Here is a 25,598-nt window from a genome sequence, read left to right as displayed (position 1 = left end):
AAAACCCCCTCGAAGGACACCCCGCCTTCAGGTTTCAATACGGATGGCAGGTCTCCTGACTCGCGGGTCGATGCGGTCCCCGGCCTTCCCGGTTCGTCCCTGAACCAGTGGCGCGATTGGGGGCGCTTTCCGCTTACAGTTGCGGGGGCAGTTGCGGCATTGGGGAGACCCCGCACCGCATTCCCTTTTCATCCCCTCGGCGCAGCGCTTCGGGGAACCATCGGGGTCACATTGCGCAGGATGGAAGCTGTGGTCAATGGGGGGAAATCAGGGGGTGCCCCCCGTACACCGGGCGTACACCCCCTGTGCACCCCCCGTACAGACAAAAACCGGTTTCGCCGCCTGCCGGCGTCGACCGGGGAGCGGCCCTCCTCAGGCCCCTTCGGGGCCCTCGTCGGGCCGCGTTGCCACGGATTCGTGGGTCGGGAGTCGCGGGTATTCCGCCGTTGAGCGGGCTTCGGGGTTGGGGAGCCTCCGGCGGAGGTATTTGGTGCCAAGATGAAAGGGCCGGGAGGATTAGCCGTGTGTCCGGAGCACCACGCCCGCGAGGTAGAGGGAGCCGCAGATGAGAACGCGGGAACCGGGGGCTTCTGACAGGATCGCGGACAGGGCGGATTGCACGTCCTTGGCGGTTTCGGCGCTCAGCCCGGCGGCACGGGCCTTGGCGACGGTGTCTTCGGCCGAGAGAGTCGCGGCCTGACCGGGGATCGAAACGGCGTGGAGGCTTTCAGCGACACCGGCCAGCGGGCGCATGAAGCCGCCGACATCCTTGGTGTTCAGCATCCCGCAAATGAGATGCGTGGGTTTCACCGGGAGGCGCGAGAGTGATTCGACGATGGCCAGCGCGGCGGCGGGGTTGTGGCCGCCATCGAGCCAGAGATCGCTGCCGGCGGCATCGGCCATGTCTACAAGCGGGCCGGTTTTCAGGCGCTGCATCCTTGCGGGCCATTCGGCGCGGGTGACGGCGGCCTCGCAGGTCGCTTCGTCAAAGCCGAGGTGGCGCAGGGCGGCCAGAACTGCGCCCGCGTTCATCACCTGATGGGCCCCGACGAGATTTGGCAGCGGCAGGTCGAGCAGGCCGGTTTCATCCTGGAACACCAGCCGCCCGCGTTCTTCCCAGACATGCCAGTGCTGGCCATGGACCAGCAGGGGGGCGCCAAGACGGGCGGCGCGGGCCTCGATCACGTCCAGCGCCTCGTCCTGTTGCGGGCCGACGACGCAGGGCACGCCGCGTTTCATGATCCCGGCCTTTTCAGTGGCGATCTCGGCCAGGGTCTCGCCCAGATATTGCTGATGGTCGAGATCGACCGGCGTGATGATGGTCAGCCGGGGCTGGTCCACCACGTTGGTGGCATCGAGCCGCCCGCCAAGGCCGGTTTCCAGCAGGGTCCAGTCGGCGGGCACACGGGTGAAGGCCAGCAGGGCGGCGGCGGTGGTGATCTCGAAATAGGTGATCGCATCGGGGCCATTGGCGGCAAGGCATTCGTCGAGAATGTCGCTGAGGAGATCCTCGTCGATCAGATCACCCGCCAGCCGGATGCGTTCGTGAAAGCGCGCGAGATGCGGCGAGGTATAGACATGGGCGGCCTGACCCGCGGCCTCGATTCCGGCGCGCAGCATGGCGAGGGTGGAGCCTTTGCCATTGGTGCCTGCCACGTGGATCACGGGGGGCAACTGCGCCTCCGGGTGGCCCAATGCAGCCAGCAGCCGGTGCATCCGGTCGAGCGTCAGGTCGATGATTTTCGGGTGCAGCGACATCATCCGGTCAAGGAGGATGTCGGAACGGGCCTCAGCCATTCTTGTCGGCAGCCTCTTCTTCGGACGCTTCGGGTGCAGATGTTTCTGCCTCCGGTTCCGGCGCGGGCAGGTCGCCCTTCACGGCGGGCGGCTGGCCGGTCAGCATCCGCAGGATGGTCACAAGCTCATCCTTCATGTCCTTGCGATGCGTCACGCGGTCCAGCATGCCGTGATCCAGCAGGTATTCGGAGCGCTGAAAGCCTTCGGGCAGCGTTTCGCGGATGGTCTGTTCGATCACGCGGGGACCGGCAAAGCAGATGAGCGCATTGGGTTCGGCGATCTGCACGTCACCGAGCATGGCGTAGGAGGCCGTAACCCCGCCCGTGGTCGGGTGGGTCAGCACGACGACATAAGGCAGGCCCGCCTCTTTCAGCATCTGCACGGCGACGGTTGTGCGGGGCATCTGCATCAGCGACAGGATGCCTTCCTGCATGCGGGCGCCGCCGGCGGCAGAGAACAGGACCAGCGGCAATTGCCGTTCCACGGCGCGTTCGGCGGCTGCGATAATCGCGTTGCCCACATACATGCCCATGGACCCGCCCATGAAGGTGAAGTCCTGTGCGGCGGCGACGATGCGGGTGCGGTCGATCTCGCCCTCGGCAACCAGCATCGCCTCGAATTCTCCGGTGCCCTTCTGGGCGGCTTTCATCCGGTCGGGATATTTCTTCTGGTCGCGGAAATGCAGCGGATCGGGGACCGGGACGGGCACCTGCACCTCGGAAAACACGCCGCCGTCGAACAGCGCCTCGAACCGGGCGCGCGGGGTCAGCGGCATGTGGTGGTCACAGCCGGTGCAGACGTTCAGATTGTCCGACAGTTCCCGGTGAAACAGCATGGTGCCGCATTCGGGGCATTTGGACCAAAGATTTTCCGGCACCTCGCGGCGGGAAAAGAGCGAGTTGATCCGGGGGCGGACGTAATTGGTGATCCAGTTCATGAGCTGTCCGTTTCTGCGACCGTCCACGCCCAGATATGACGCGGGGACGGGAAATGCAATTGCAGCGTGGCCTAACGCCCGGTCTTTGCGAGGACAAAGCGGATCGCGGCCCAGATGGCGATGGTCGTGGCCATGTCGCGCAGAAGCAGGGGAACCAGCGTTTCGGTTTCCGCAGGGCCGAAGGGCGTGACGTAGAGCGCAAGACCGGACAGCGTGCCGCTGAGCGAGACGACAAGGATCGCCACCACGTTATTGGCGAAGTGAAACCCCCAGGCGGCGCCGATATTGCCGGTGCGGGCCGTCAGATCGGCGGCGCAGAGACCGAAAAGCCCGGTTGCGGCCACCACCAGCCAGGCGAGGAGCGGGCCGTTGGACAGATCCAGATGCGCGAGGCCGAAGAGGATCGAGGGCAGGCCCATCCAGACCAGCGGCGTGTTGAACCGGGCGGCCAGTTGCTGTTGCAGGTAGCCGCGAAAGAACAGCTCCTCCGCCCCGGTCTGGCCTAGGATGACCAGCAGCGACAGGGGCAGGAAGTTGAGCCAAAGGGGCAGGTCCAGCCCCGGCAACGGATCATAGCCGAAGGGGATGATGGCCGAGGCCGCAAGCACCGCCAGGCAGACCAGAGTGGCAATCACGAAATGCCGCCGCATCCGCCGCCAGGGGCCGAAGAGCGTCCAGGCGCTGCGGCGATGGATCAGGGGGGCCACGGCCATGACGCCGAAGGCCAGACCCCAAAGCGTGGCGATGACCAGCAGGGTCGAGGTGGGCGTATCGGCCCGCGTCATGCGGTCGATCCAGGCTTGCCCGCCTTCGACACCGGCAGTCAGGAAGACTGTGCCAAAGAGTGCAATGACCCAGAGCACGCAGATCACGCAGGCCAGTACGAATCCAAGCATCAACCAGCCGATCTGAGGCCGTAGCTGTGCTGGCGCCACATAGGCGTTATGGGCTTTGTAACTCATTCGCTCGGGCCTGCCTGCCATTTTGCGAGACCATACCCTGACCGGCGGTCAGCGGCAATCGCGCTTGTGTGGGGGAGTCGCGCACTCTATTCCTGAAAGCAAGCGCTTTGGTAAGGGGAAGATCAGCATGACCACGGGTCCGAAAGACAAATCTCATCTGCCAAGCCGGCACACCACAATCGGCCCCGCGCGCGCGCCGCATCGGTCGTTTCTCTATGCCATGGGGCTGAGCGAGGAGGAGGTGAACCAGCCTTTCGTTGGCGTCGCCACATGCTGGAACGAGGCCGCGCCGTGTAACATCGCCCTGTCGCGGCAGGCACAGTCGGTAAAGATGGGCGTCAAGCACGCGGGCGGCACCCCGCGCGAGTTCACCACCATTACCGTCACCGATGGCATTGCCATGGGCCATGAGGGGATGCGGGCATCGCTGGCCAGTCGCGATGCGATCACCGACACCGTGGAACTGACGATGCGCGGCCATTGCTATGACGCAATGGTCGGGCTTGCGGGTTGCGACAAGTCGCTGCCGGGAATGATGATGGCGATGGTGCGGCTCAATGTGCCCTCGGTGTTCATCTATGGCGGCTCGATCCTGCCGGGCCGCTACAAGGGCAAGGACGTGACGATTCAGGATGTGTTCGAGGCTGTCGGCCGTCATCAGGCCGGGGCCAATTCGGACGAGGAGTTGCGGGCGCTGGAAAAGATCGCATGCCCGTCATCCGGGGCCTGTGGCGGCCAGTTCACCGCCAACACCATGGCCTGCGTGTCCGAGGCGATTGGGCTGGCGCTGATGAATTCCTCGGGTGCGCCCGCGCCTTATGAAAGCCGAGATGCATATGGCACCGCCTCGGGCGATGCGGTGATGAACCTGCTGGAAAAGAATATCCGCGCACGGGATATCGTGACGCTGAAATCCTTGCAGAACGCGGCGCGGGTCGTGGCTTGCACCGGCGGCAGTACCAATGCCGGGCTGCACCTGCCCGCGATTGCGCATGAGGCGGGGATCGACTTCAACCTTCAGGACGTTTGCGAGATCTTCCATGACACGCCCTATTTCGTGAACCTGAAACCGGGTGGAGAGTATGTGGCCAAGGATCTCTATGAGGTGGGCGGCGTACCCGTGGTGATGAAAGAGCTGCGCAAGGCCGGGCTGATCCACGAGGATTGCATGACCGCCAGCGGGCGCAGCATTGGTGAGGAACTGGACCGGATCGAACGCGAGGCCGATGGCAAGGTCATCCACCCGATCGAGACGCCGCTGACGGAAACCGGTGGCGTGGTCGGGCTGCAAGGCAACCTCGCCCCAGATGGGGCCATCGTGAAGGTCGCCGGGATGAGCGCGGAGGAACAGGTGTTCACCGGCCCCGCGAGGGTCTTCGAATGCGAGGAAGACGCGTTCGAGGCGGTCAAGGCGCGGTCCTACAAGGAAGGCGATGTGATCGTCATCCGCAACGAAGGCCCCGCAGGCGGGCCGGGAATGCGCGAGATGCTGGCGACCACCGCGGCGCTGTCCGGTCAGGGCATGGGGAAATCCGTGGCGCTGATCACCGACGGGCGCTTTTCCGGCGCGACGCGGGGCTTCTGCGTGGGGCATGTGGGGCCGGAGGCCGCCCATGGCGGGCCGATTGCCCTGTTGGAAGACGGCGACATGATCACCATCAACGCAGTAACCGGAGAGCTGTCGGTTGCGCTGAACGACGAGGAGCTTGCCGCGCGCAAGGCTGCCTGGGCCGGACCGCGCGAAACCATCTATGCCTCGGGCGCGCTGTGGAAATACGCGCAGCTGGTGGGGTCGGCCAAATATGGCGCGGTGACTCATCCGGGCGGAAAAGAGGAACGGCATGTCTATATGGACCTCTAGGGCGCTTGTCCTGACAGTGTTGCTGGTCGCTGCCTGCGGGCGGCTGGGTGGCGGACCGTCCGGGTCTCCGCCGGTGCGGGCCGTGTCCGTGACCTCTGACATGGTGACGGTGGCCGGGCCGGAAGGCTTCTGCGTCGATCCCGATTCCACCCGCGACAGTGGCGATACGGCCTTTGTCCTGATGGGCAATTGCGCGGTGATCTCGGGCCGCCGCAGCGCTGGGCAGCCCTCGGTCCCGGCTGTTCTGACGGCGTCCCTGTCCGAGGCCGATGCAAGCCAGACCCTGCGCGACGCGATTCCGGATCTGAGCGCGTTTTTCGCATCCGAAGAAGGCCGCCAGTTGCTGAGCCGCGCGGGCGAGGCTGACACGGTCGAGGTTCTGGACAGTTTCCATCAAGGCGATGTGTTCTATCTGCGTGCCAGCGACAGCAGTGCCAGCGAGATCCAGAATGTCTCGGCCGATTACTGGCGGTCCTATCTGGATGTAGGCGACCGGATTGCAACGCTGACGGTTCTGGGCCGCGATGACAGCCCGGTTTCCTCTGACAGCGGATTGCAGACATTGCGCGAATTCACCCGGGCGGTGCAGCTTGCAAACGAAACCGGGGCTGCCCCGGCTGCCCCGGCAGCGGTCCCGGCCAGTCCCGCGCAGCCGCGCGGAACGCTCTGGAATGTCGGGCTGTTTCGGAGAATAATGGGCGGTTAAGGGATCAGGGGTAAAACCCTTGGCACATCGCGGAACGAGTGGGAGCGTTTGGCAGCTGACATGAGCGGTTTTCTGGAAAAACGGATGCTGAGAAAATCGGTCGAGCGCTGGACGGCGCTGGCCGATCACGCCGGTGCCCTGCCAGCGCAGGAGGCGCAGGATCTGCAGCGTACCGCGCGCAGACTGCGCCGCAAGCTCGATCTGTTCGTGGCCTCCGCCGAAGCGGGCCTGATCCCGGATGGGCAATCCGAAATCCTGCGCCCCGATCAATGCGATTGGGCCTGGCGGCCCGATCCCTGGACCGCCCCCCGCGTGCCCTCCGGCGTGGTGGAAGTGCCGTCCCCGCACAAGCTGACCGACAGCGTGACGCTGTTTCATGATTGCGCCCGGTCCGAGATCACCCTGCGCCAGACCCGCAACACCGATCCCTCGGTGTCCTCGGCCTTCGGGCTGCTGCTGGATGTCTACCGCTTCGACGGGTCCTTTCTGTCGCTGGTCCTGTCCCTGCCCGATGCGGCGATTTCCGGCATCACGCGCAACCATTATTTCAGTCTGCGCGCCCGCGTGATCCGCGAAAACCCGATCGAAATCTATGCGCGGCTGAACGTGCAGCATGGCCCCAATACCGAACAGATGGTGCGGCAGCTGGACCTGTCCGACGATGTGGGGTTGGCCGAGTTCGATCTGGCCTATTCCAACATCAATGAAAAGCGGGTGGAGAAAGCCTGGATCGACCTGATCTTTGACAATCCCGCGATGAATCAGGTGCTGCTGAGCGACCTGACGCTGACCCGCGCCCCCCGCGCCGATTTGTGAAGGAACCCTGCCGATGTCCGAATCGAGCCTGGTCAAAACCCGTCTGAAAGCCGGCCGCTACGAAGGGCTTCTGAACGCCTCTTCCGCTGCGCCGGTGGTCGAGGCCGTCCATCATGACCGTGTCATCGGCCTGCCCGAGATCACCCCGATGGAAGGGCATCCGGGGCACTTCCTGCTTGGCTTCGACATTCCCTCAGAAGTTCTGTGCGACGGGGTTCAGACCATCCAGCTTCGCAGTTCCGAGGATGGTGAAGTGCTGGATCGAATCACCATTCTGGCTGGCGAACCGCTGGAGGACGACATCCGCGCCGAGGTCGAATTCCTGCGAGAGGAGCTGGACCTGCTGAAACGAAGCTTTCGCCGCCACTGCGTGGAAACCGGGGCCGATTGAGCCTGCGGTCGGGCCAGCGGGTAAGGTGTTTGCGGTTCGACCAAGAAGATGGTCAGGGAATGAGCAGGACATGCTTCCGAATCGCTTTCGTCCCGGATGAAAGCGCAGGTCAGAACACGAACTCGTCCACGAACTGCCCCTCGACGTCCCAATCCAACCCGGCCTGGCCGATGGTCTGCCAGTTCGGCCCGCCATCCATGTCATACATGCCGACAGTCCCGGTATTGACGTTGCGCCACAGGATATCGTCGGTGCCGTCGCCATTGTAGTCGCCGGTTCCGACGATATCCCAGTCGAAGCTGGCTTGCCCTAGGCCCTGCCAGGTCGGCGTGCCGGAACCCATGGCGTAATATCCGACCGCGCCCGAGCTTTCGTGCCGCCAAAGCAGGTCATCCGTGCCATCGCCATCGAGATCCCCGGTGCCCACCAGTCGCCAGTCGGTCGAGACATTGGCAACGACGCTCCAACTGGCCGTTCCGCTGTCCGACATCTCGAACTGGCCCACCTGCCCGGTCGTGGAGTTCCGCCAGATGATATCGTCGATCCCGTCGCCGGTCGTGTCGCCGGTCGCCACGATCTCCCAAGGCGCGGATGAGCCGCCGATCGTCTGCCAGGTCGCCGTGCCGCCCGACATGGCGAACATGCCCACGCCGCCATTGCTGCTGTTCTGCCAGAGGATATCGTCGGTGCCGTCACCGTTGAAATCGCCGACGCCCACGATGCCCCACGCGGAACTGGCCTGCCCCAAGGCATTCCAGACCGGGATGCCCGAGCTTATGTCGGAAAAGCCGATGCCGCCGGAGCTGTCATTGCGCCAGAGAATATCGTCGGTCCCATCCCCGTCGAAATCGCCAAGACCCGCGATATGCCAGGCGGTGCTTTCGGCCCCCAGAACGCTCCAGCTCGTCGTGCCGCCCGCCATGTCGAACATGCCGTATTGGCCCGTCGTCCCGTTGCGCCACAGGATGTCGGAGGTGCCATCGCCGGTCAGGTCGCTTGCAGCATCGTCGGCGGTCACACCCAGGATGCGTCCGTTCAGGGCGGAGGTGCTGGTTAGGCCGTTGAATGTCAGGGAATTACCGGAGCCGAAATGCAGAACGAGATTGCCATCCAGGAACACGGCATTCGACATCAACGCATTGAAGTTGCCTGACCACAGAGTCGCGTCGATATCGACCAGATCACCGGAGAAGTCGGTGATCACGTCAGCGCCGCCGGTATAGGCGAAGGTGTCAACGTTTGCGCCACCGGTAAGCGTGTCATTGCCAGCGCCGCCAGACAGGTAGTTCTGGGCCGCATTGCCGATGATGGTGTCGTTCCCGGAACCGGCGATATAGTTCTCGATAACCGTGCCGCTTGCCACGACGACATTCCCGGTCAGCCCGAAGACATTCCAGATTCCAAGGCTGTTCAGGTCTACAAGCTGGTTCGTGGTGTCGTTGCTGAGATTGACCGTGTCAATGCCGCTGTGATCGTAGAGCGTGAAGGCAATGGGGCCGTTGTCATAGCGATTGTTCGAGTCCTGCCCCGTGGTCACGATATCGAAGAGATCGCCCAGATAGCCGCCTATGGTTTGGCCCACGCCATATGTCGTATCGCCCGCGGTGGGTGAAGAGGCATCCGGTGCTCCGTAGAGGTTCTGGATTGCGACGATATCTGCCGCCATCGCAGTCACCTGAAGGGCATAGCTTGCATCCACATCCGTGTTTTCGGTCTGCGAGAAATAGGACATGACCGACAACTGATAGCTGTCATTGCTGAAGGCTGCGTCAAAGGGATAACTGGCCGAACCGTTATAGGGCCCCTGATGGCCGAGTCCGAGCGCATGTCCGATTTCATGGATATAGGTGGAGAAGCTGTAGTCGTCATAGCCGGCACCATAGGTGTCGAGCCACGAGCTGGAGATGTTGACGGTGGCGGAGGTCGTGTAGGGGCCGAGAGAGGAATAGGAGGCAAAGGCGCCGCTCTGAGTGTCGGTGAAGGTGATCTGTTCACCGCTTGTAACCTCACGGAACGTGATGTCGGCCACGGCGGTCCACGCTTCCATGGCGGCGCGGGCCAGAAACTGGCCCCGGTCATCCAATGCGGTGATGTTGACCGTGATCTCGTTGCTGCTGGACGTGTCGAAGACATGGCGGGTTCCACCGACCGAGCTCCAGTACCCGTCTGTCAGGAATGCGGCCAGTTCATCAAGGCTGCCTTCGGTGATGCTGTTGGCATAGGGCTCGACGGTGATCTGATAGGTGCCGGTGGCGCTGTCGTTCCAGGCACGCGCACTCAGATAGTAGGTCCCGTCGCTTGTCGGGGTGAAAACGAGGCGGGAATCGCGGTTCGCCCCGCCATCGTCGTTCTCTGCGATCTGCGATCCGGTTTCCGAATAGACACGCAGGTAGGAGTCGGACAATGTGCCTGTGCCCGCCCCGTCCGCCAGAATCCGGATCTCGTATGCTGTGCCCGCCGACAGGCTGATGGCGACCCAATCGGCATCGCCAAGGGAATCGATAGTGCCGGAAAAGCTGTCACCGACCGACATGACATTCGTCGTCGAAACGGAGGCCGGTGCCGACGGGATTTCCGGGACTTCTGCCATCTCGTTGGTCAGGGCCGTGTAGACGCAGTCAGGATCATACGGGCGGACGGCAACACAGATTGTGCACATTTGGAATCACTCGATTGGGTAGATTTTGGCTTATGGCTTGGGCGGACAGGGTGACGTCAAAATATGGCATCCATTGGACGTGTTTCTGGCGCTTTTACTGCCGTTCCTGCAAAACCTGATGAATTCACCGGTCAGGGCGGTTCCCCGTGTATGCCAAAACCGCGCCCTGCGCTGTCATGGGCAGTTGGACTAGGCTGGCGCGATCCGGATGCATGAAGAAACCGCCTGCATTGCGCCGCCGGGGCTGCCTAGTCCGCAACCCGCTTGACGAATTGTGACTTCAGCCCGATCTGGCCCACGCCGGGGATCTTGCAGTCGATGTCGTGATCGCCGTCCACCAGCCGGATGTTACGCACCTTAGTGCCAACCTTGACCACCGTGGACGTGCCCTTGAGCTTGAGATCCTTGATCACGGTCACGGTGTCCCCATCCGCCAGCGGATTGCCGACACTGTCTCGGGTGATCTCCTGTTCCGCTTCACCAGCGGCCCATTCATGGCCGCATTCCGGACAGTTGAGCAACGCATCCACCTGGTAAGTATAGGCAGAGGAACAGGCGGGGCACGGGGGCAGGGTGTCAGTCATGGCCTGCCTATAGCCGTGGCGATCGGGGTGGGGAAGCGCACTTGCCGTCGCGGCCCTTGGTCAATTCCCGGTCTCAAGCCCCTCTGGTTGCCCGACCACCACCACATGCAGCCCCTCCGGGTCCATTAGCCGGGCGGCGGTACGGGAAATATCCTCCAACGTCACGGCCATGACCTGATCGTTCCGGGTGTTGATGTAGTCAATGGGCATCTCGTCGATCTGCATGCCCGAGAGGATGCCGGCAATGGTGGCGTTGCCTGTGAAGCGCAGGGGATAGGCGCCGGTCAGATAGGTCTGGGCGGCCTCCAGTTCCTCTGCCGTGACCCCATTGGCGGCAACATCGGCCCATTGATCATGCAGCACGTCGATGGCCTCGGCCACCAGATCGTTGGAGGAGGAGAACTGCCCCAGCATCATCGGACCGTGATCGAACAGCACGAGGAAGGTGGAAATGCCGTAGGTCAGGCCGCGTTCCACCCGCACCTCCTGCATCAGGCGGGACCGGAAATTGCCGCCGCCAAGGATCTGGTTCAGCACATAGGCGGCGAAGAAATCCGGGTCGTGCCGTTCAATGCCGGCATGGCCGAAGAAGGCGGTGGATTGGGGTGTAGGGTAGTCAATGACGGTGATGCCGCCGGTCAGATTGTAAGGCGCGTCACCGGGCATCTCGGCCCCGGTTTCGGGCAGATCGCCAAGCAGGCGGTCCAGCAGCAGGCCCAGTTCTTCGGGCGTGATGTCGCCCGACACGCCGATATGCACCCGGTCGCGGGCCAGCGCGCCCCGATGGGCGGCAATCAGATCGTCGCGGGTCAGGGCCTGAACGCTTTCGGCCGTTCCCTCATGGTCCGACCCATAGGGATGATTCCCGAAAGTCTGGGCGTAGAGTTCAGAGGACGCGAGGTCCGACGGGTCGTTCTGATTGCTGTCGATGATCGACAGAACCTGCGTGCGGACCCGGTCGATGGCGGATTGTTCGAAACTGGGGTCCACCAGCGCCGCGCGCAGCAGGTCAACGGCCTCGTCCCGGTTCTGGGTCAGCATACGGGCGGTGATGTTGATCGAGTCCCGGTAGGAATCGAAACCGAAATAGGCCGCCAGCGCCTCGGATCGGGCCGCGAACTCGGCATTGTCCATGTCGGCGGCGCCTTCTTCCAGCAGGCCGGTCATCAGATAGGTTGCCCCCCGCGCGTCGGGCGCGTCGAGCGAGGTGCCGCCTTCGAACAGGATATCTAGCGCCACGAACGGAATGGAATGATCCTCGACCAGCCAGGCCGTCAGGCCACCGGGCGAGGTGACCTCCTGAATATCCACCTGCGCACGGGCGGGCAGGGTGGCGGCAAGGGTGAGGGCGACGAAGGCAAGAATGCGGAACATGGGCTGTCTCCTCACAGGCCGGGGGCGGTCAGGTAACCGGTGACCGAGGTGGTTTCCGTGAAGATCATGCGGGCGGCTTCCATCACTTCTTCGGGAGTGATCGAGGCAATCACATCGGGCCAGTCCTGAATGTCCTGCACCGTCAGGCCGGATGTCAGCCCGACCCCGTACATCCGCGCCCAATCGCCCACGTCGTCCTGTGCATAGATCATCTCGGCTTCCCACTGGAACTGGATGCGCGCGAACTGTTCGGGGTCGATGCCGTCTTCGAGGAACTGCGCGATAACGCGATCGAGATCGGCCTCGGCCTCTTCCAGCGACACGCCGGGCACGGGCACGTTGAACACCGAAAAGACCGTGTCATCCAGATTGGTGCCGGAATAGCTGGCAGCGGCATAGAGCGACCGGGCTTCCTCTACCTGCAAGACACGCGGCAGCACGGCGGTGGCACCGGACCCTGCCAGCACGTTCGACAGTAGTGTCAGGGCGGCAGCGGTGCGCTGATTGCCGGGGTCGCGTTCGGGGGCGATGTAGCTGCGCACAACGTAGGGATCGGACACGCGCGGATCCTCGTAGTAAACGCGGCGGTCGGCGATCTGGGGAGGATCATGGGGGCGTTCGCGCGGTTCCACACCCGATGGCTCCAGCGGGCCGTAATGTTCTTCAGCCAGCGCGCGGACCTCTTCTGGCGTCACATCGCCCGCCACGATCAGGATCGCGTTATCGGGGGAATAATAGTCGTGATAGAAGGAAAACACGTCCTCGCGGCCAAGGCTCTCGATCTCGTGCCGCCAGCCGCCGATGGGGATGCGATAGGGATGCGCGAGATAGAGCGACGCCCGCATCTGTTCATTGAACAGCGCGCCCGCACTGGAATCGGTGCGCTGCGCGCGTTCCTCAAGGATCACGCTGCGTTCGGTGGTGATATCCTCGTCCGTCAGCAGCAGGTTGCGCATCCGGTCGGCTTCCATCTGCATCATCAGGCCAAGCCGGTCCGAGGCGACACGCTGATAATAGCCGGTATAATCCCAACTGGTAAACGCATTGTCGGACCCGCCATTGGCCTCGACCGTGTCGGAAAATTCGCCGCTTTCCAGCGTCTCGGTGGCCTTGAACATCAGGTGTTCGAGGAAATGCGCGATGCCGGACCGGCCCGGCGGTTCATCCGCTGCGCCCACGCGATACCACAGCATATGGACCACCACCGGGGCACGGTGGTCTTCGATGACGACGGCATGCAGCCCGTTGTCGAGGGTGAATTCCGAGACCTCTGTGGCCTGTGCTCCGGACGGGAGAAACGGCATAAGGGCCATGCACGCGGCCAGCATGTATCGGAACATTCAGAAACCTCTTAGGCAGAAAAAAGCGATCCAGTCCCACAAGAGATACGGGGTTTCGCCGCAGCATCAAGCGTGGTGACGGGGATGTGAGCGATGAAGGGCGCGTCCCGGCACTCGGGCCTGGCGTCAGAGCAAGAAAAATGGCGCAGACCGGTCGGGTCTGCGCCGGATGCTGAGAAAGCGGGCAGATGGTCAGGCCACTTGCCGCTTGGTGAGCCTGTTTGCAATGCGGTCGGGCACCTGCCTTGCGCTCATCGCACGCGGATAGGGCAGCTCCTCCATCTCGGGCACGTCGCCGTAAAGCGCCTCGAACTCGGCATAGTTGTCGAAGACCCGGCGGGACACATTGTCGATGAAGGTCTCGGCGGGGGCACCGTTGGCGAGGATGATTTCGTGTTCCTCGGTTTCGATGTGGTAGACGGTGTAGCTTTCGCCCATTTCGGCCAAAGGCACCTGCGTGATCGTCGTGCCGTTCACCAACGCCCCGGCATGGCAAATGACCCCATCCACCAGCATTCCATGATCGGCGGTGACGGTCAGGTCGGTGTGGGGCAGGTCATCCCCAAGCGAACCGGCAGCAAACCGCACCGGCATCAGCCGCTCGGCAGGACCGAAACGGTTCATAACGGTCTGCCGTCCAATCCATTTGACCTGAACGAGGCTGCCGTCCGCCGCCTGCACGAGGTCGCCAATCTTCAGGCGCTCCACCTGAACCTCGCCTGCCAAGTTCGATATCAGCGTGCCGACTGCAAAGCAAAGCGGGGTCGTGTTGGCAACGACATCAGCGAAGGACCAACCTGCCGGGAAATCGCCAAGTCCAAGCGAGCTGTCCGGGGAGGCGAGGAAATAGCCAAAGGCCGCGTCCTCAAAGACAAGAAACGTGTTGCCGTTGAATTCAAAGGTTCCAAAATATTCAAGTGCACCGCCGCCCCAATTGTTGGAAAGGGTGGATTCATTCGGTGTGAAATCACCGTCGATATCTGGCGCGACCTCGGTGATAGTTGAGACATCCGTCCCGAGACTGCTCCCCTGCTGGGTCATAGAGTCGCCGGAGCGATTGTAATACTTGTACCGGTCAAAGGTATAGCTGGCCATGAGATCCCCCTCCTGTGGCGTGTCACGCGACTACCAAGATGTTTGTCTGAAATGAGGGACAGACACAATCCCTTTGCCTAGCCAACGCAGGGCGGGCGATTCTGCGCGCTACCGCGTCAGGCCACCACCTTCTCGGCCAGCTTCGCCGTGATCCGCTGCGGCACTTGTCGGGCGCTCATCGCGCGGGGGTAAGGCAGTTCCTCCATCTCCGGCACATCGCCGTAAAGCGCCTCGAACTCGGCGTAGTTGTCGAACACGCGGCGGCTGACATTGTCGATGAAGGTCTCAGCAGGCGCGCCATTCGCAAGGATGATCTCGTGTTCCTTGGTTTCGATGTGGTAGACAGTGTAGCTCTCGCCCATCTCTGCCAAAGGCACCTGCGTGATCGTCGTGCCATTCACCAACGCCCCGGCATGGCAAATGACCCCATCCACAAGCATTCCATGATCGGCGGTGACGGTCAGGTCGGTGTGGGGCAGGCCGTTGCCAAGCGCACCTGCGCTGATCCGCACCGGCATGAGGCGCTCGGCGGGGCCGAAGGCGGTAGAAACGGTTTGGCGTCCGATCCATTTCACGGAAGCCGGAGCGCCTTCTGCCGTGATCACGGTGTCTCCGATGGATATTGTTTCGACAGCCACATCTCCCGAGTCCGTCAGAATCAGTGTTCCTTCCAGGAAGCAGGTGACACTGATTGTTGAAGAGCCGAAAGTCGTGTTCTGTGTCCAGTTGCTCGGGTCATTCAAACGCGCTGCCCAGGTCGCGGGATCCGTCAGCGATGTCGGTCCCGTGTAGGACGCCAGATTTGCCCCTGTATTGGCGGCAATTGCGTTTGTGCCTTCGGTAAGCCCGGAGCCGAGTTCGGTGTTGATCGTGCTATTGCCAATGAGATTAATTGAGAATGCCGATTGTGAGTGGAACTGAGCGATTGGGCTTCCGCCGCTCTGAGCCAGGATCTGATCGTCTGAGCCGGTCCCGATGTCGAAAACTCCATTTTCTACGAGACTTCCTTGAGAGGCGCTCCACCCGCCGGACCCGCTGGGCGTGGAGAACTCGATAACCGTTCCGGCCGCGATGGTGCCGCCGGTATCGTTTGTCCAGTTCAGCACGCCCTCCAATGTGCTAAAGCCGCCATTGTTGACCCCGTTGTCAGTGAAGCTTATCGACTCGCCAGCTGATACATCCTGCAAAACGACAATCTTGAAGTTTTGATCGGTGAAGCTTGACGCCATCGAGACTTCAACAAACCCAATATCCCCGGCGTTTAGTGGCATTTCTTTATTCCCCCAATGATCACTCGGTAGCGGCTTCTTTCGCAGGCGCTCCGGTTGGTCGTCACAATGCGCGGGAGGGTAGTTTGAAAGGTTTGGCCAGCAAAGGTTTTTTTGCCGATGGTGACCAGTTCAAGTAACCGGGTGCCTGAAAAGCTGACCTGCGAAGGATGTCGCCATTGCAGCTGCTCGGTCAAAAAAGGACGAACTCAGAGCTGTGAGTGGCATCAGTCTGCTGCTCACATCACACTTCAAGAAAGCCAGATCTCACTGGGATTCAGTCTTCGATATTGCCGATTTCCTCGGGCGGGGCGGCGGGGGTGCGGATGCCTGCGGCGCGCATGCGTTCCAGTTCCGCGTAGCGGTCGAGCGACATTTCTCGATAAGCGCGGTGATAGACGTTCACGGCGGCGAGCCGTTCCAGAATGCGGCCGTCATTGCGGCGGCGGAATTCCAGATCTTCGGTGGCCAGCGTATCGCGGATGTCACGGCCCACGCCGAAGCGGGTGACATAGCTGACCATGCCCTGGCTGCCGGCCCCGGCGCGGTCGATATTGCCGCCAAGCGCGGCGGCGACATCGGCCTCTGGGTCTGGATCGGCGCGGTTGATGCCGCCGGGGGACGGGGCAGGCAGGCTTTGCAGATCGTCCGGCACTTGCAGAGGCCGCGTCGGAAGAATGCCGAACTCATCGGGGCCTTCTCCCTCGGCGCGCAGGTTCAACAGGCGCGGGTCGTTTCGACCACATGCCGCAAGTGCCAAAAGCACCAGTCCCAAGCCGATTGCCGTGCGAAGCCTGCTCATTCAGTCTCTCCTCTCGGACGGTTTAGCGCATGTTTTCGCCGCCGTCACGGGGTCATATTCTTCGTATCGGCAAAGATCAGCAAGCCAAAGGCACCGACGAAGACGCCGATATCGGCAATGTTGAACGCATACGGGTTCTGGAAGCCACAGCAACTGGTGTTCAGGAAGTCCGCAACCGCGCCATAGATGACCCTGTCGAAGGCGTTTGCAATGGCCCCGCCGACAATCGCGCCGGCCGACAGCATCGAGATGCGCTTCTGCATCCGGCGCGACCACCAGAGGATCCAGGCCGAGATAACGAAGGCCAGGGCAACCAGCAGCCAGCGGGTGGCATTGGCGTCATTGGCCAGCAGGCCGAAATTGATGCCTGTGTTCCAGCCCATGTGAAAGTTCAGATAGGGTGGAAGGATTTCCATGTGACCGACGGTCAGCAGATCCATCTGGTACAGGACATACCACTTGCTGATCTGGTCGAGCGCAAACCAGAAAAGCGCGGAGAGGAGGGTGAGGCGCATCTGCCAACGTCCTTGCTGTCTTGCGGGGCCGGGTTTCGTCGCCTTCGGCGCCGACCCGCCGGGGGGCGCTGCCCCCCGGACCCCCCGAGGTATTTTTGCCAAGATGAAAGGGGGGATGGCAGGTTGCAACCCTTTCAGTGACGGAAATGGCGCATCCCGGTAAAGACCATGGCAAGGCCCGCCTCGTCCGCCGCGGCGATCACCTCGTCATCGCGCATGGAGCCGCCGGGCTGGATGACGCAGGTTGCCCCTGCCTGTGCCGCTTCCATCAGCCCGTCGGGGAAAGGGAAGAAGGCGTCGGAGGCCACGGCGGAGCCGATGGTCAGCGGCTGCGCAAGGCCGAGCGCCTCGGCCATGCGTTCGGCCTTTTTCGCGGCGATGAGGGCGCTGTCCACGCGGCTCATCTGGCCCGCGCCGACGCCGACCGTCGCGCCGTCCTTGACGTAGACGATGGCGTTGGATTTGACGTGCTTGGCCACTTTCCAGGCGAAGAGCAGGTCGCGCATCTGGGCGTCCGTCGGGGCCTTTTTTGTCACGACCCTGAGGTCGTCCATGCCGACGAAGCCGTTGTCCTTGTCCTGCACCAGAAGGCCGCCCGCGACCTGGCGGAAGGCAAGCCCGCCCGCGCGCATGTCTGGCAGGCCTGCCGTTGTCAGCAGGCGCAGGTTCTTCTTTGCAGCGAAGATCTCTTTCGCCTCGTCCGACGCGCCGGGGGCGATCACGACCTCGGTGAAGATGCCGGTGATTTCCTCGGCTGTGGCCGCATCCAGTGGCTGGTTCAGGGCGACGATGCCGCCGAAGGCCGAGGTGCGGTCGCAGTCGAAGGCCGATTTGTAGGCGTCGAGAAGCGTTGCGCCCACGGCCACGCCGCAGGGGTTGGCGTGCTTGATGATGGCGCAGGCGGGCGTGTCGGTGCCGAACTCCGCCACCAGTTCGAACGCGGCGTCGGTGTCGTTGATGTTGTTGTAGCTGAGCTCCTTGCCCTGATGCTGTTGGGCGGTGGCCACGCCTTCGCGCATCGAGCCGTCGGTGTAGAAGGCCGCGTTCTGATGGCTGTTTTCGCCATAGCGCAGGGTCTGCTTGAGCGTACCTGCAAAGGCGCGGCGGCGGGGGGTCTCTTGCCCGAGCGCCCCGGCCATCCAGGTGGAGACGGCGGCGTCATAGGCGGCGGTGCGGGCATAGGCGGTCAGCGCCAGTTGCTGGCGGAAAGCGTAGGAGGTCGCGCCGTCGTTTTCATTGAGCTGGGCCAGCAGGGCGGCGTAATCCTCGGGGTCGGTGACCACGTTCACGAAGGCATGATTTTTCGCCGCGGCGCGGATCATCGCGGGGCCGCCGATGTCGATGTTCTCGATGCAGGTGTCATAATCGGCACCTTTGGCGACGGTTTCCTCGAAGGGGTAGAGGTTCACCACCAGCAGGTCGATGCCCTCGATGCCGTGTTCCTGCATCGCCGCGACATGGGCGTCATTGTCGCGCAGGGCCAGCAACCCGCCATGCACCTTGGGGTGCAGGGTTTTCACCCGGCCATCCATCATTTCGGGGAAACCGGTGACCTCGGCCACATCCTTCACGGAAAGCCCCGCATCGCGCATCGCCTTGGCGCTGCCACCGGTCGAGAGCAGCTCTACCCCGCGCGCGGCGAGGGCCTGGGCCAGCTCGATCAGCCCTGTCTTGTCGGATACGGAAAGCAGGGCGCGGCGCAGCGGCACGAGATCGGTCATGGTGTCTCCTGTGTCTTTTTACAGCCGGAGCACATCGGACGCAGGGGCGCGTGGGGTGCGCGGGGCGTCGGTGGGTTTGGCGAGGCTCCAGCTTATGGCGCTGCCATAATCGGTAACGCGGGAAGATAGAACGATCTGTTTTGTCGCGCGTGGCTTTAATCGGCCTGATTCGAGGTAAACGCTCTTCTCCAGCGTCAGAGCGGCTTCTCGCCCGTGGCGGAAAACCCAGACCTCGCCGCCCCGCAGGGTCAGCGACACGGCTGCGCCCCCCAGATCCAGCTCGGCCTCTACATCCGGGTGCAGGTGAAAGCGCAGGGTGAAGGGGATTCCGTCGATGGGAAGGCGGGCCATGACCCGGTCGAGCGTGTCGCGGTCCTTGTCGGTCAGCGCGGCAAGCCCATCCTCGCCCCGCAACAGCCGCCCGTCATTTTCCAGGCTGAGGCTGCGCAGGTGGATCAACCCATGGGTGCGGCGGTAACCGTCATGGGAAAAAGCGATGGCGCGCGCGGCACCGCTGTCGCTTTCCTGCACCTCGACATTCTCCGGCCCTTCCAGAAGCGCTTGCTTGACCACGCCATGATAGGCGGACCGGGGGCCGAGCCGGGCCGAGGAATATCCCTCGATTGACAAGGTGGAGTGCGAAGGCGTCGCGCGGCCCGCGCGCCGCCAATCCGCGCCGAACCCCGCGCCGGACCCGCAATTGACGATCACCGGGCGGCGACCGGAGGTCAGCTCAAACGCCAGGGTCGAGGCATGGGAGTTGTAGGCCTCTGGCCCCATCATCGGGGGCGCGGCGTCGATCACGACAGAGGTCCGCCCGCCCGAAAGCCGTGCATAGCCCATGGCGAGCCCAGACACCGTGGCAGGCCGTACCCCGGATTGGGACAACGCGTGATCCAGCCGGCCAACCTGCCCGCGTCCGCCGCCATGGAACCGGGCAAGGCCACCATCCGCGTGGCGCAGGCTGCGCAATGTGGGGGCCATCCGCATGATGGCGGTGTTGACGGCGGGGTCGGGGCTTTTGCCGGATTCGGCCAGTACGGCTGCGGTCCAGGTCAGCAGGGTGAAGACCTGCAGCAGTTCCTCGGGGTTGCGGGTGACGATCCCGCCCGAAGCGTCAATCTCTCTCGCGCATTCCTGTGCGAGGGCCTTCAGCGCCGGTTTCAGGTGATGGGCCACGCCGATCAGCGAACAGGCGGAATAGATCAGGCCAGTCAGCGCCTCGAATCGCGGCAGCCCGTGCGAGGTGCTGCGCCAGCGACGGGCGAGGAAATCCGCCTGTCGTCCAAGTGCCGCATAGAAGGCGCGGGTCTCTCCGGCCTCCTGCCCGTTCATCAGGAACAGGGCGTGGCTGATCCAGCGGATCTGGCGACGACCGACAAGGTCGGGCACCCAGCCCGGCCCTTTGCCCGTGCCATAGCGGGACAGCCACCCGGCCAGCCAGTCCTGCGCCATGGGTCGCGCGGATCCGTCGGGGATGGCGGCCAGATGGTCGAGCCATTCGAAGCCGTGCAACTCATCCTCGAACGCGTCAGAGGGCGGTGTCAGCGCCCAGGGCACATCCTTGGGCATCTGCACCAGCACACCCGCGAACAGCAGGTTTCCTGCCATCAACTGCCGTCCGCGCGCATCCGATCCAATGAGGCGGGGTTCCGGTTGCGAGGTAAAACCCTTCGGCTTGGGCGCAAAGCCCGCCCGCCACGCCGCCCACCGGTTGGCGAACCGGTTGAGCCGTCCGGGGCGCTCGCGCAGCGCGACCGGGGCGGGTGAAAGGGCTTCTGACATGTGTTTGCGGACTGCTCTTGTTTTTCTGGCCGCAAGGATAGCAGGGATCAGCCCCGTTTCAAAAGGGCCATGTAGAAGCCGTCCATCCCACCCCTGTCGGCCCAGAAATCCGGGCGCAGGCGCAGACCGCCTTCGGCGCTTGCCCAGTGGGCGTCACCGCCAAGCGAGACCGGGTCAATAGGCAGAATCGTCAGGTCTGCATGACGTTTCAGCGCCGCCTTGACCTGATGCTCCCCCTCATTCGGGAGGAGAGAGCAGGTGCAGTAGACCAGCCGTCCGCCGGGCTTCAGCAGGGTCATTGCATGGTCGATCATCTGCATTTGCAGCCGGGTCAGCGATTCGACCTCTTGGGAGGTCTTTACGAAGGGCAGGTCGGGATGGCGACGGATGGTGCCAGTGGCGGAACAGGGCGCGTCGAGCAGGATCGCGTCGAACGGGTCGGCCTGGTAGGTCAGCGCGTCAGCGGTGACGAGGGTGGCTTTCAGCTGCGTGCGAGAGAGGTTTTCTTCGACGCGTTTCATGCGAGATGCGGACAGGTCGAGCGCGGTCACATCGGCCCCGGCGGCGGCAAGCTGCATCGTCTTGCCACCGGGCGCGGCGCAGAGGTCGAGCACCCTTTGGCCGGCCACATCGCCAAGCAGTTTCGCAGGCAGTGCGGCGGCGGCGTCCTGAACCCACCAGTCGCCGGTGTCGTAACCGGGCAAAGCGGTGACCTGCGCCTGCGCCAGCCGGAAAGACCCGGTCGGCAGCAATTCCGCGCCGTCGATTGTGACGCCGGGTTTCGGCGTGATGTCCAGGGGAACGGGGCGTTCATGGGCGGCTTCGATGGCCGCGACGGCATCCACCCCATAGGCCTTGTGCATGGGTTTGCGCAGCCAGATGGGCAGCGCCTGCGGGGGCGTCTTTGCCCATGTCTCGCGCCCTTCGGCATCGAGTTTGCGCAAAACGGCATTCACCATGCCCGAGGCGCGCGACCAGCGCGGGTGGCGCTTGGCGATCTCGACCAGAGACGCGACCACGCCATGAGGCTCGGACCCGTCCACCAGAAGCTCCGCCGCGCCGAGTCGCAACAGGTTCTGCACCGCGAGCGTCGGGCGGCGGGTCAGGTAGGGGCGCAGCACCGCGTCGATCCGGCCCATATGGCGCATGACCGTCAGGGCAAGGCGCTGGGCGCGGGCGGCATCATGGGGGGAGAGGCCCTGCGGCGCGGGCTGATGAGACATCATCCGGTGGTCCATCATCACGCCGCGCAGATGATCCAGCGCCGCGCGGCGGGCGGCGAGGCCGGTATCGGGGCCGGTGTCTGGCATGGGGCGTCCTCTTGTCACTCAACCCGCGCGGGGTATATCAAAGCCCCAGACCGCACAAGGATTGCGACCCATGTCCGACGACACCGCCAAGCCCCCAACCGATCTGCCCCCCGCCGCGCAGCGCGCGCTGGCCGAGGCTGAGGAACGGCGCAAGGCGGCCAAGGCGCTGGAGCTGCCGACCGAACTGGGGGGGCGCGACGGCCCGGAACCGGTGCGCTTTGGCGACTGGGAAAGAAAGGGCATCGCGGTTGATTTCTGAGAGCTTCGCCGCCTGACGGCGTCGACCGGGGAACGCCCCTTCTCAGGCCCCGGTGGGGCCCTCGTCGGGGCGTGTTGCCACGGGATGGCCAAGACGGTGCTGCGCCGCTGCACCGGTCGTCAGGGCCGACAGGACAGGGGCGCGCAGGAGGAGGTGGAGTCACCCGGCTCCAAGCCAGCCCTGCGGTTGCAATCCGCACAAGCCACGTGGCATCTACGCCTGAAACTGGCCGCGATCAGCGCGATCAGCCTGTCAAATCCGTAAAGTCCGCCGGGTCAAGGACACATCCGCTTGATCTGTTGCAGAACATCCGGGTTTCCTTCCAGCGCCGCTGCGGCCAGATCCCGCGCCGCGCCAAGCAGCGCATCCGGTGCAACGATCCGATCCAGAAGACCCCATTGCAGCGCTTCGTCCGCTTCGATCTTCTGACTGGCCAACAGGATCATCCTGGCGCGCGCCGGACCGACCAGAGCCGCCAGCCGTCTCGGGTCGGATGGCTGCGGCAGGTAGCCGAGCTTTGCCACCGGGTAGAAAAACTTCGCCCCCGGCACCGCGATACGGATATCGCAGGCCAGTGCCATGCCGAATGCCCCACCCGCCAGCGTTCCGTTCAGGGCAGCGATGGTCAGGCAGGGCAGGGCTGCAATCGCGCCTGACATCCGTTCCCATAGCGGCGATACCGCAAGCCCCGCCTTTGCCGCCTCCAGATCCGCCCCGGCGGAAAATACGCGGTCCCCGGCCCCGGTCAGAACGAATGCACGCAGGCTGTCATCCGCAGCCCCGCTCTCGGCGATCTCGGCCAGCTCCTCCAGCATTCCGGCGGTCAGCGAATTGGCCTTGTCGGGGCGGTTCAGCGTAACGGTCCAGAGCCCGCCTTCCTTGGTCAGATCAATCACGCGATCACACCGATCCGGCGGCGAATACCCTCGTCGCGCAGGGAAATCTCTTCGCCAAGAAACTCATCCGCCTCTGCGCCGCACATCCACAACAGGCATTGTGCGGGCCAGTCCGCCGGGATGTGATCCTCCCACGCCAGTTGGCTGACCGGGTTCACGCCGCTGGCCTTGATCTCGCGCTGCATCTGCGTGGCGACGGTGCCGGGCGACAGGCCGATGGCCCTGATGCCCTGCGCCGCGCCCTCCTTGTGGGCGCATTTGGTCAGCATGGCGACGCCTGCCTTGGACGTGCAATAATGGCTCCAGCCTTCCAGGGCATTATGCGCCGCGCCGGAACTGATGGTCAGGATCGACCCGCCACCGCGCGCCACCATCGCTGGCATGGCCGCGCGCATGCCGTAATAGACGCCTTTCAGGTTGATATCGATGACATGGCCCCAGGCATCGGGGTCCGAGCCCATCAGCGAGGCAACAGGCTCGATCACGCCCGCGTTGTTGATCAGGATATCGAGCCCGCCAAAGGTTTCGACACAGGCATTCACCGCGGCCTCGACCTCCCAGTAGCGGCTGACATCGCAGGGAATGGCCAGCGCCGAATCGCCGATTTCGCCGGCGATCTGGGCGATCTCGTCGCGGGATCGGGCCAGCAGGCAGACCTTGGCACCTTCCGAGGCAAACAGCCGTGCCGCTGCCTCGCCAATGCCGCGGCTTGCGCCCGTTATCATTGCCACCTTACCGTCCAAGCTGCCCATATGCGCTGTCTCCCGCCGAAAAACTGTTGCAATCCAAGGTCATTGTATCCAGACCTTGACGCCCGCCCCCGTGAGGCGGACATTCTTGTCAGCAATTCACATTTGGAAGGTCGTTATGTCAAAGATGAAATCCCTTTCACTCAGCCTGTCTACCGCCGCATTGGTGGCTGCAAGCCCCGCCATGGCCGAGATCAATGCAGATCAGCTTTGGGCGATATGGCAGGAACAAGCCAGCGAGTTCGGCTATAGCCTGACCGCGCAGGCCACCCCTAATGACAGCGGGCTCACACTCTCGAACGTGACCAACACCATGATGATCGAAGAGGTGTCGATCGCGGGCACCATCCCGCAGATCACCCTGACCAATCAGGCCGATGGCTCGGTCATGATCGCTGCATCCGACTCGATGATCTACTCGATCACCGGGTTCGACGATTCAGACGCCCCCGACGCGATCAACATCCATATCAGTCTGCAAGGATTCGGCGGCTTCGCCACGGGCAGCCCCGAGCTGCTGACCCTGAACACCGGGTTCGAGCGTGCATCCGTGACCGATGTGGAGTTCGTTGGCGGCGATCCGACCGAAATCCCCGAAATGATCTACGACATCTCGCTGGACGGCTATGGCGGCAGCGTGACCTATGATTTCTCCAACCCCGCGATGCTTGGCTTCACCTCCAGCGGGACGCTGGCGGGAATGACCTTCGATGTCGAGGCGTTCGAGCCTGGAAGCGGCGCAGAACCTGCCCCGGTGCCGACACCGCAACCCTCCCAGCCCGCACCCGGCAAGGTCGTGACCCCGGCGGCACCGCAACCCACCCCGATGCCGGCCCCGACGGGCGGCCGCGGGGACGGCCATCTCGATCTGTCGATCATGCTGGCCGGCATGGAAAGCACCGCCACCGGCACCATGCCGCGCGGCATCGACTGGATGACCGTCGAAAGCTTCCCCGAAGGGTTCTCGATCAGCGGCGATGCCAGCTACACATCTGCCTCGGCCAGCTTCATGTTCGTTGATACCTACGAGAATGTCGATTTCTCGGCCTCGAATACCGGCGGGTCGATCGGCTTTGGCCTGTCAGAGGAAAGCATCCGTTACGCGTTGGCCGCGACGGGTGTCAACATCAACCTCGCAACGAACGAGATGCCCTTCCCGGTGGCCGCATCGGCCGATTCAACCGCGCTGTCCATCGACATGCCACTGGCGCAATCGGCAACGCCGTCGCCCTTCGCGGCTTCGATCGCTTATCAGGGCGTTTCTGTCGATGAATCGCTTTGGGCCATGGTCGATCCGGGCCAGGCGGTTCCGCGCACGCCTGCGACGGTCATCATCGACCTGTCGGGCACCGTACAGCTGTTCGTCGATCTCATGTCCATTGACCCCGAGAGTCTGTCAGTCCCTCCGGGCGAGCTGCGTGACCTGACGCTGAACAACCTGCAAGTGTCCTTCGGCGGGGCGGAACTGACTGGCATCGGCGATGTGGACTTCGCCCCCGGCCAGATGATCCCGATGCCGGTCGGCGCGGTGGATCTGAGCCTGACCGGCGCGAACACCCTGATCCAGTCGCTGTCCGACGGTGGTTTGCTGCCGCCGCAACAGGCAGGCATGGCACGCGGGATGCTGGGCATGTTCGCCATTCCGGGCGCTGGGCCAGACAGCTACACCTCGACCATCGAGTTCCTGCCGGGCGGTGCCATCACCGCCAATGGCGTGCCGCTGCAATAAACGCGTCACTGTATCAATCCACCCTCGGGCTGCCTGTCGCGG

The 25,598-nt window shown here is 63.6% G+C and carries 23 protein-coding genes and 1 riboswitch; of the genes, 7 read left to right on the top strand and 16 right to left on the bottom strand.

Annotated features, from left to right (window positions below; all coding sequences use genetic code 11):
• Positions 1-27: 27 nt before the first annotated feature.
• Positions 28-237, bottom strand: a riboswitch (cobalamin riboswitch).
• A 279-nt stretch (positions 238-516) separates the two neighbouring features.
• The 3 genes from RBB16_RS01160 to RBB16_RS01150 all read right to left on the bottom strand — a co-directional run bounded on the left by RBB16_RS01160 (position 517) and on the right by RBB16_RS01150 (position 3,696).
• On the bottom strand, positions 517-1,797 hold the full coding sequence (locus tag RBB16_RS01160; RefSeq protein WP_306044374.1) for a folylpolyglutamate synthase/dihydrofolate synthase family protein: 1,281 nt from the start codon (positions 1,795-1,797) through the stop codon (positions 517-519).
• Complete coding sequence (gene accD, locus RBB16_RS01155; protein WP_306044373.1) at positions 1,790-2,734, bottom strand: acetyl-CoA carboxylase, carboxyltransferase subunit beta; 945 nt, start codon at positions 2,732-2,734, stop codon at positions 1,790-1,792. The genes RBB16_RS01160 and accD overlap by 8 nt, the downstream gene beginning before the upstream one ends.
• A 71-nt stretch (positions 2,735-2,805) precedes the next feature.
• Complete coding sequence (locus RBB16_RS01150; protein ID WP_306044371.1) at positions 2,806-3,696, bottom strand: CPBP family intramembrane glutamic endopeptidase; 891 nt, start codon at positions 3,694-3,696, stop codon at positions 2,806-2,808.
• Positions 3,697-3,823: 127 nt separating this feature from the next.
• Here RBB16_RS01150 and ilvD point away from each other — a divergent pair, with 127 nt between their 5' ends.
• From ilvD to RBB16_RS01130, 4 genes are read left to right on the top strand one after another with little or no spacing between them, the layout of a single operon-like run.
• The gene (ilvD, locus tag RBB16_RS01145) at positions 3,824-5,557 is read left to right on the top strand and encodes a dihydroxy-acid dehydratase (protein WP_306044370.1); all 1,734 of its coding nucleotides are present in this window, start codon (positions 3,824-3,826) and stop codon (positions 5,555-5,557) included.
• Positions 5,538-6,263: a hypothetical protein gene (locus tag RBB16_RS01140; RefSeq protein WP_306044369.1), complete on the top strand. Its 726-nt coding sequence runs from the start codon at positions 5,538-5,540 to the stop codon at positions 6,261-6,263. The genes ilvD and RBB16_RS01140 overlap by 20 nt, the downstream gene beginning before the upstream one ends.
• 60 nt (positions 6,264-6,323) lie before the next feature.
• Positions 6,324-7,079 carry a DUF6478 family protein gene (locus RBB16_RS01135; RefSeq protein WP_306044368.1) on the top strand — a complete coding sequence of 252 codons (756 nt, stop codon included), beginning with the start codon at positions 6,324-6,326 and terminating at the stop codon, positions 7,077-7,079.
• 13 nt (positions 7,080-7,092) lie between these two features.
• On the top strand, positions 7,093-7,470 hold the full coding sequence (locus RBB16_RS01130; RefSeq protein WP_306044367.1) for a hypothetical protein: 378 nt from the start codon (positions 7,093-7,095) through the stop codon (positions 7,468-7,470).
• A gap of 109 nt (positions 7,471-7,579) precedes the next feature.
• Here the strand turns inward: RBB16_RS01130 and RBB16_RS01125 are convergent, their stop codons facing one another.
• The 11 genes from RBB16_RS01125 to RBB16_RS01075 form a co-directional block, all read right to left on the bottom strand.
• The gene (locus tag RBB16_RS01125) at positions 7,580-10,060 is read right to left on the bottom strand and encodes an FG-GAP-like repeat-containing protein (RefSeq protein ID WP_306044366.1); all 2,481 of its coding nucleotides are present in this window, start codon (positions 10,058-10,060) and stop codon (positions 7,580-7,582) included.
• Positions 10,061-10,377: 317 nt separating this feature from the next.
• On the bottom strand, positions 10,378-10,713 hold the full coding sequence (locus RBB16_RS01120; RefSeq protein WP_306044365.1) for a zinc ribbon domain-containing protein YjdM: 336 nt from the start codon (positions 10,711-10,713) through the stop codon (positions 10,378-10,380).
• 60 nt (positions 10,714-10,773) lie between these two features.
• Entirely contained in the window at positions 10,774-12,087 is a 1,314-nt protein-coding gene (locus RBB16_RS01115; RefSeq protein ID WP_306044364.1) for a pitrilysin family protein, read from the bottom strand.
• A gap of 11 nt (positions 12,088-12,098) precedes the next feature.
• A complete protein-coding gene (locus RBB16_RS01110) occupies positions 12,099-13,427 on the bottom strand; it encodes a M16 family metallopeptidase (RefSeq protein ID WP_371931197.1) in 1,329 nt (442 codons plus the stop codon).
• 192 nt (positions 13,428-13,619) lie between these two features.
• Complete coding sequence (locus RBB16_RS01105; RefSeq protein WP_306044363.1) at positions 13,620-14,522, bottom strand: Hint domain-containing protein; 903 nt, start codon at positions 14,520-14,522, stop codon at positions 13,620-13,622.
• 116 nt (positions 14,523-14,638) lie between these two features.
• Positions 14,639-15,793: a Hint domain-containing protein gene (locus RBB16_RS01100; RefSeq protein ID WP_306044362.1), complete on the bottom strand. Its 1,155-nt coding sequence runs from the start codon at positions 15,791-15,793 to the stop codon at positions 14,639-14,641.
• A 274-nt stretch (positions 15,794-16,067) separates the two neighbouring features.
• Entirely contained in the window at positions 16,068-16,592 is a 525-nt protein-coding gene (locus tag RBB16_RS01095; RefSeq protein ID WP_306044361.1) for a DUF3035 domain-containing protein, read from the bottom strand.
• Between the two features lie 44 nt (positions 16,593-16,636).
• Positions 16,637-17,107 carry a signal peptidase II gene (gene lspA, locus RBB16_RS01090; RefSeq protein WP_306044360.1) on the bottom strand — a complete coding sequence of 157 codons (471 nt, stop codon included), beginning with the start codon at positions 17,105-17,107 and terminating at the stop codon, positions 16,637-16,639.
• Between the two features lie 134 nt (positions 17,108-17,241).
• Entirely contained in the window at positions 17,242-18,828 is a 1,587-nt protein-coding gene (gene purH / locus RBB16_RS01085; RefSeq protein WP_306044359.1) for a bifunctional phosphoribosylaminoimidazolecarboxamide formyltransferase/IMP cyclohydrolase, read from the bottom strand.
• 18 nt (positions 18,829-18,846) lie between these two features.
• Positions 18,847-20,613, bottom strand: coding sequence for a heparinase II/III family protein (locus RBB16_RS01080; RefSeq protein WP_306044358.1), 1,767 nt, complete (start codon positions 20,611-20,613; stop codon positions 18,847-18,849).
• Between the two features lie 47 nt (positions 20,614-20,660).
• Positions 20,661-21,923: an RsmB/NOP family class I SAM-dependent RNA methyltransferase gene (locus RBB16_RS01075; RefSeq protein WP_306044357.1), complete on the bottom strand. Its 1,263-nt coding sequence runs from the start codon at positions 21,921-21,923 to the stop codon at positions 20,661-20,663.
• Between the two features lie 70 nt (positions 21,924-21,993).
• On the opposite strand from RBB16_RS01075, the gene RBB16_RS01070 reads away from it, so the two are divergent.
• Positions 21,994-22,182 (top strand): DUF1674 domain-containing protein, encoded by a 189-nt coding sequence (locus RBB16_RS01070; RefSeq protein WP_306044356.1) that lies wholly within the window; start codon positions 21,994-21,996, stop codon positions 22,180-22,182.
• A gap of 84 nt (positions 22,183-22,266) precedes the next feature.
• A complete protein-coding gene (locus RBB16_RS01065) occupies positions 22,267-22,446 on the top strand; it encodes a hypothetical protein (protein WP_306044355.1) in 180 nt (59 codons plus the stop codon).
• An 11-nt stretch (positions 22,447-22,457) separates the two neighbouring features.
• Here the strand turns inward: RBB16_RS01065 and RBB16_RS01060 are convergent, their stop codons facing one another.
• Together RBB16_RS01060 and RBB16_RS01055 are read right to left on the bottom strand one after the other, a co-directional pair.
• Positions 22,458-23,078, bottom strand: a complete 621-nt coding sequence (locus RBB16_RS01060; RefSeq protein ID WP_306044354.1) for an enoyl-CoA hydratase/isomerase family protein — start codon at positions 23,076-23,078, stop codon at positions 22,458-22,460.
• Positions 23,075-23,803, bottom strand: a complete 729-nt coding sequence (locus RBB16_RS01055) for an SDR family oxidoreductase (protein ID WP_306044472.1) — start codon at positions 23,801-23,803, stop codon at positions 23,075-23,077. The genes RBB16_RS01060 and RBB16_RS01055 overlap by 4 nt, the downstream gene beginning before the upstream one ends.
• Before the next feature lie 142 nt (positions 23,804-23,945).
• On the opposite strand from RBB16_RS01055, the gene RBB16_RS01050 reads away from it, so the two are divergent.
• On the top strand, positions 23,946-25,556 hold the full coding sequence (locus tag RBB16_RS01050) for a DUF2125 domain-containing protein (protein ID WP_306044353.1): 1,611 nt from the start codon (positions 23,946-23,948) through the stop codon (positions 25,554-25,556).
• The last annotated feature ends 42 nt before the right edge of the window (positions 25,557-25,598 follow it).

Origin of the sequence: Nioella sp. MMSF_3534 (genome assembly GCF_030732985.1) — a bacterium.
In the GTDB taxonomy this organism is placed as follows: Bacteria; Pseudomonadota; Alphaproteobacteria; order Rhodobacterales; family Rhodobacteraceae; genus Nioella.
The sequence above is the reverse complement of the archived record's forward strand: the minus strand, read 5'-3'. Positions and strand labels throughout refer to the sequence as shown.

What these genes read in the sequence shown, in the direction of transcription:
- RBB16_RS01115 (WP_306044364.1), bottom strand. Translation starts at nt 12,087, where the DNA reads ATGTTCCGCATTCTTGCCTTCGTCGCCCTCACCCTTGCCGCCACCCTG.
- accD (WP_306044373.1), bottom strand. Translation starts at nt 2,734, where the DNA reads ATGAACTGGATCACCAATTACGTCCGCCCCCGGATCAACTCGCTCTTT.
- RBB16_RS01125 (WP_306044366.1), bottom strand. Translation starts at nt 10,060, where the DNA reads ATGGCAGAAGTCCCGGAAATCCCGTCGGCACCGGCCTCCGTTTCGACG.
- RBB16_RS01105 (WP_306044363.1), bottom strand. Translation starts at nt 14,522, where the DNA reads ATGGCCAGCTATACCTTTGACCGGTACAAGTATTACAATCGCTCCGGC.
- purH (WP_306044359.1), bottom strand. Translation starts at nt 18,828, where the DNA reads ATGACCGATCTCGTGCCGCTGCGCCGCGCCCTGCTTTCCGTATCCGAC.
- RBB16_RS01095 (WP_306044361.1), bottom strand. Translation starts at nt 16,592, where the DNA reads ATGAGCAGGCTTCGCACGGCAATCGGCTTGGGACTGGTGCTTTTGGCA.
- RBB16_RS01110 (WP_371931197.1), bottom strand. Translation starts at nt 13,427, where the DNA reads ATGTTCCGATACATGCTGGCCGCGTGCATGGCCCTTATGCCGTTTCTC.
- RBB16_RS01080 (WP_306044358.1), bottom strand. Translation starts at nt 20,613, where the DNA reads ATGTCAGAAGCCCTTTCACCCGCCCCGGTCGCGCTGCGCGAGCGCCCC.
- RBB16_RS01050 (WP_306044353.1), top strand. Translation starts at nt 23,946, where the DNA reads ATGTCAAAGATGAAATCCCTTTCACTCAGCCTGTCTACCGCCGCATTG.
- RBB16_RS01120 (WP_306044365.1), bottom strand. Translation starts at nt 10,713, where the DNA reads ATGACTGACACCCTGCCCCCGTGCCCCGCCTGTTCCTCTGCCTATACT.
- ilvD (WP_306044370.1), top strand. Translation starts at nt 3,824, where the DNA reads ATGACCACGGGTCCGAAAGACAAATCTCATCTGCCAAGCCGGCACACC.
- RBB16_RS01140 (WP_306044369.1), top strand. Translation starts at nt 5,538, where the DNA reads ATGTCTATATGGACCTCTAGGGCGCTTGTCCTGACAGTGTTGCTGGTC.
- RBB16_RS01075 (WP_306044357.1), bottom strand. Translation starts at nt 21,923, where the DNA reads ATGCCAGACACCGGCCCCGATACCGGCCTCGCCGCCCGCCGCGCGGCG.
- RBB16_RS01150 (WP_306044371.1), bottom strand. Translation starts at nt 3,696, where the DNA reads ATGAGTTACAAAGCCCATAACGCCTATGTGGCGCCAGCACAGCTACGG.
- RBB16_RS01055 (WP_306044472.1), bottom strand. Translation starts at nt 23,803, where the DNA reads ATGATAACGGGCGCAAGCCGCGGCATTGGCGAGGCAGCGGCACGGCTG.
- RBB16_RS01070 (WP_306044356.1), top strand. Translation starts at nt 21,994, where the DNA reads ATGTCCGACGACACCGCCAAGCCCCCAACCGATCTGCCCCCCGCCGCG.
- RBB16_RS01130 (WP_306044367.1), top strand. Translation starts at nt 7,093, where the DNA reads ATGTCCGAATCGAGCCTGGTCAAAACCCGTCTGAAAGCCGGCCGCTAC.
- RBB16_RS01100 (WP_306044362.1), bottom strand. Translation starts at nt 15,793, where the DNA reads ATGCCACTAAACGCCGGGGATATTGGGTTTGTTGAAGTCTCGATGGCG.
- lspA (WP_306044360.1), bottom strand. Translation starts at nt 17,107, where the DNA reads ATGCGCCTCACCCTCCTCTCCGCGCTTTTCTGGTTTGCGCTCGACCAG.
- RBB16_RS01160 (WP_306044374.1), bottom strand. Translation starts at nt 1,797, where the DNA reads ATGGCTGAGGCCCGTTCCGACATCCTCCTTGACCGGATGATGTCGCTG.
- RBB16_RS01065 (WP_306044355.1), top strand. Translation starts at nt 22,267, where the DNA reads ATGGCCAAGACGGTGCTGCGCCGCTGCACCGGTCGTCAGGGCCGACAG.
- RBB16_RS01135 (WP_306044368.1), top strand. Translation starts at nt 6,324, where the DNA reads ATGAGCGGTTTTCTGGAAAAACGGATGCTGAGAAAATCGGTCGAGCGC.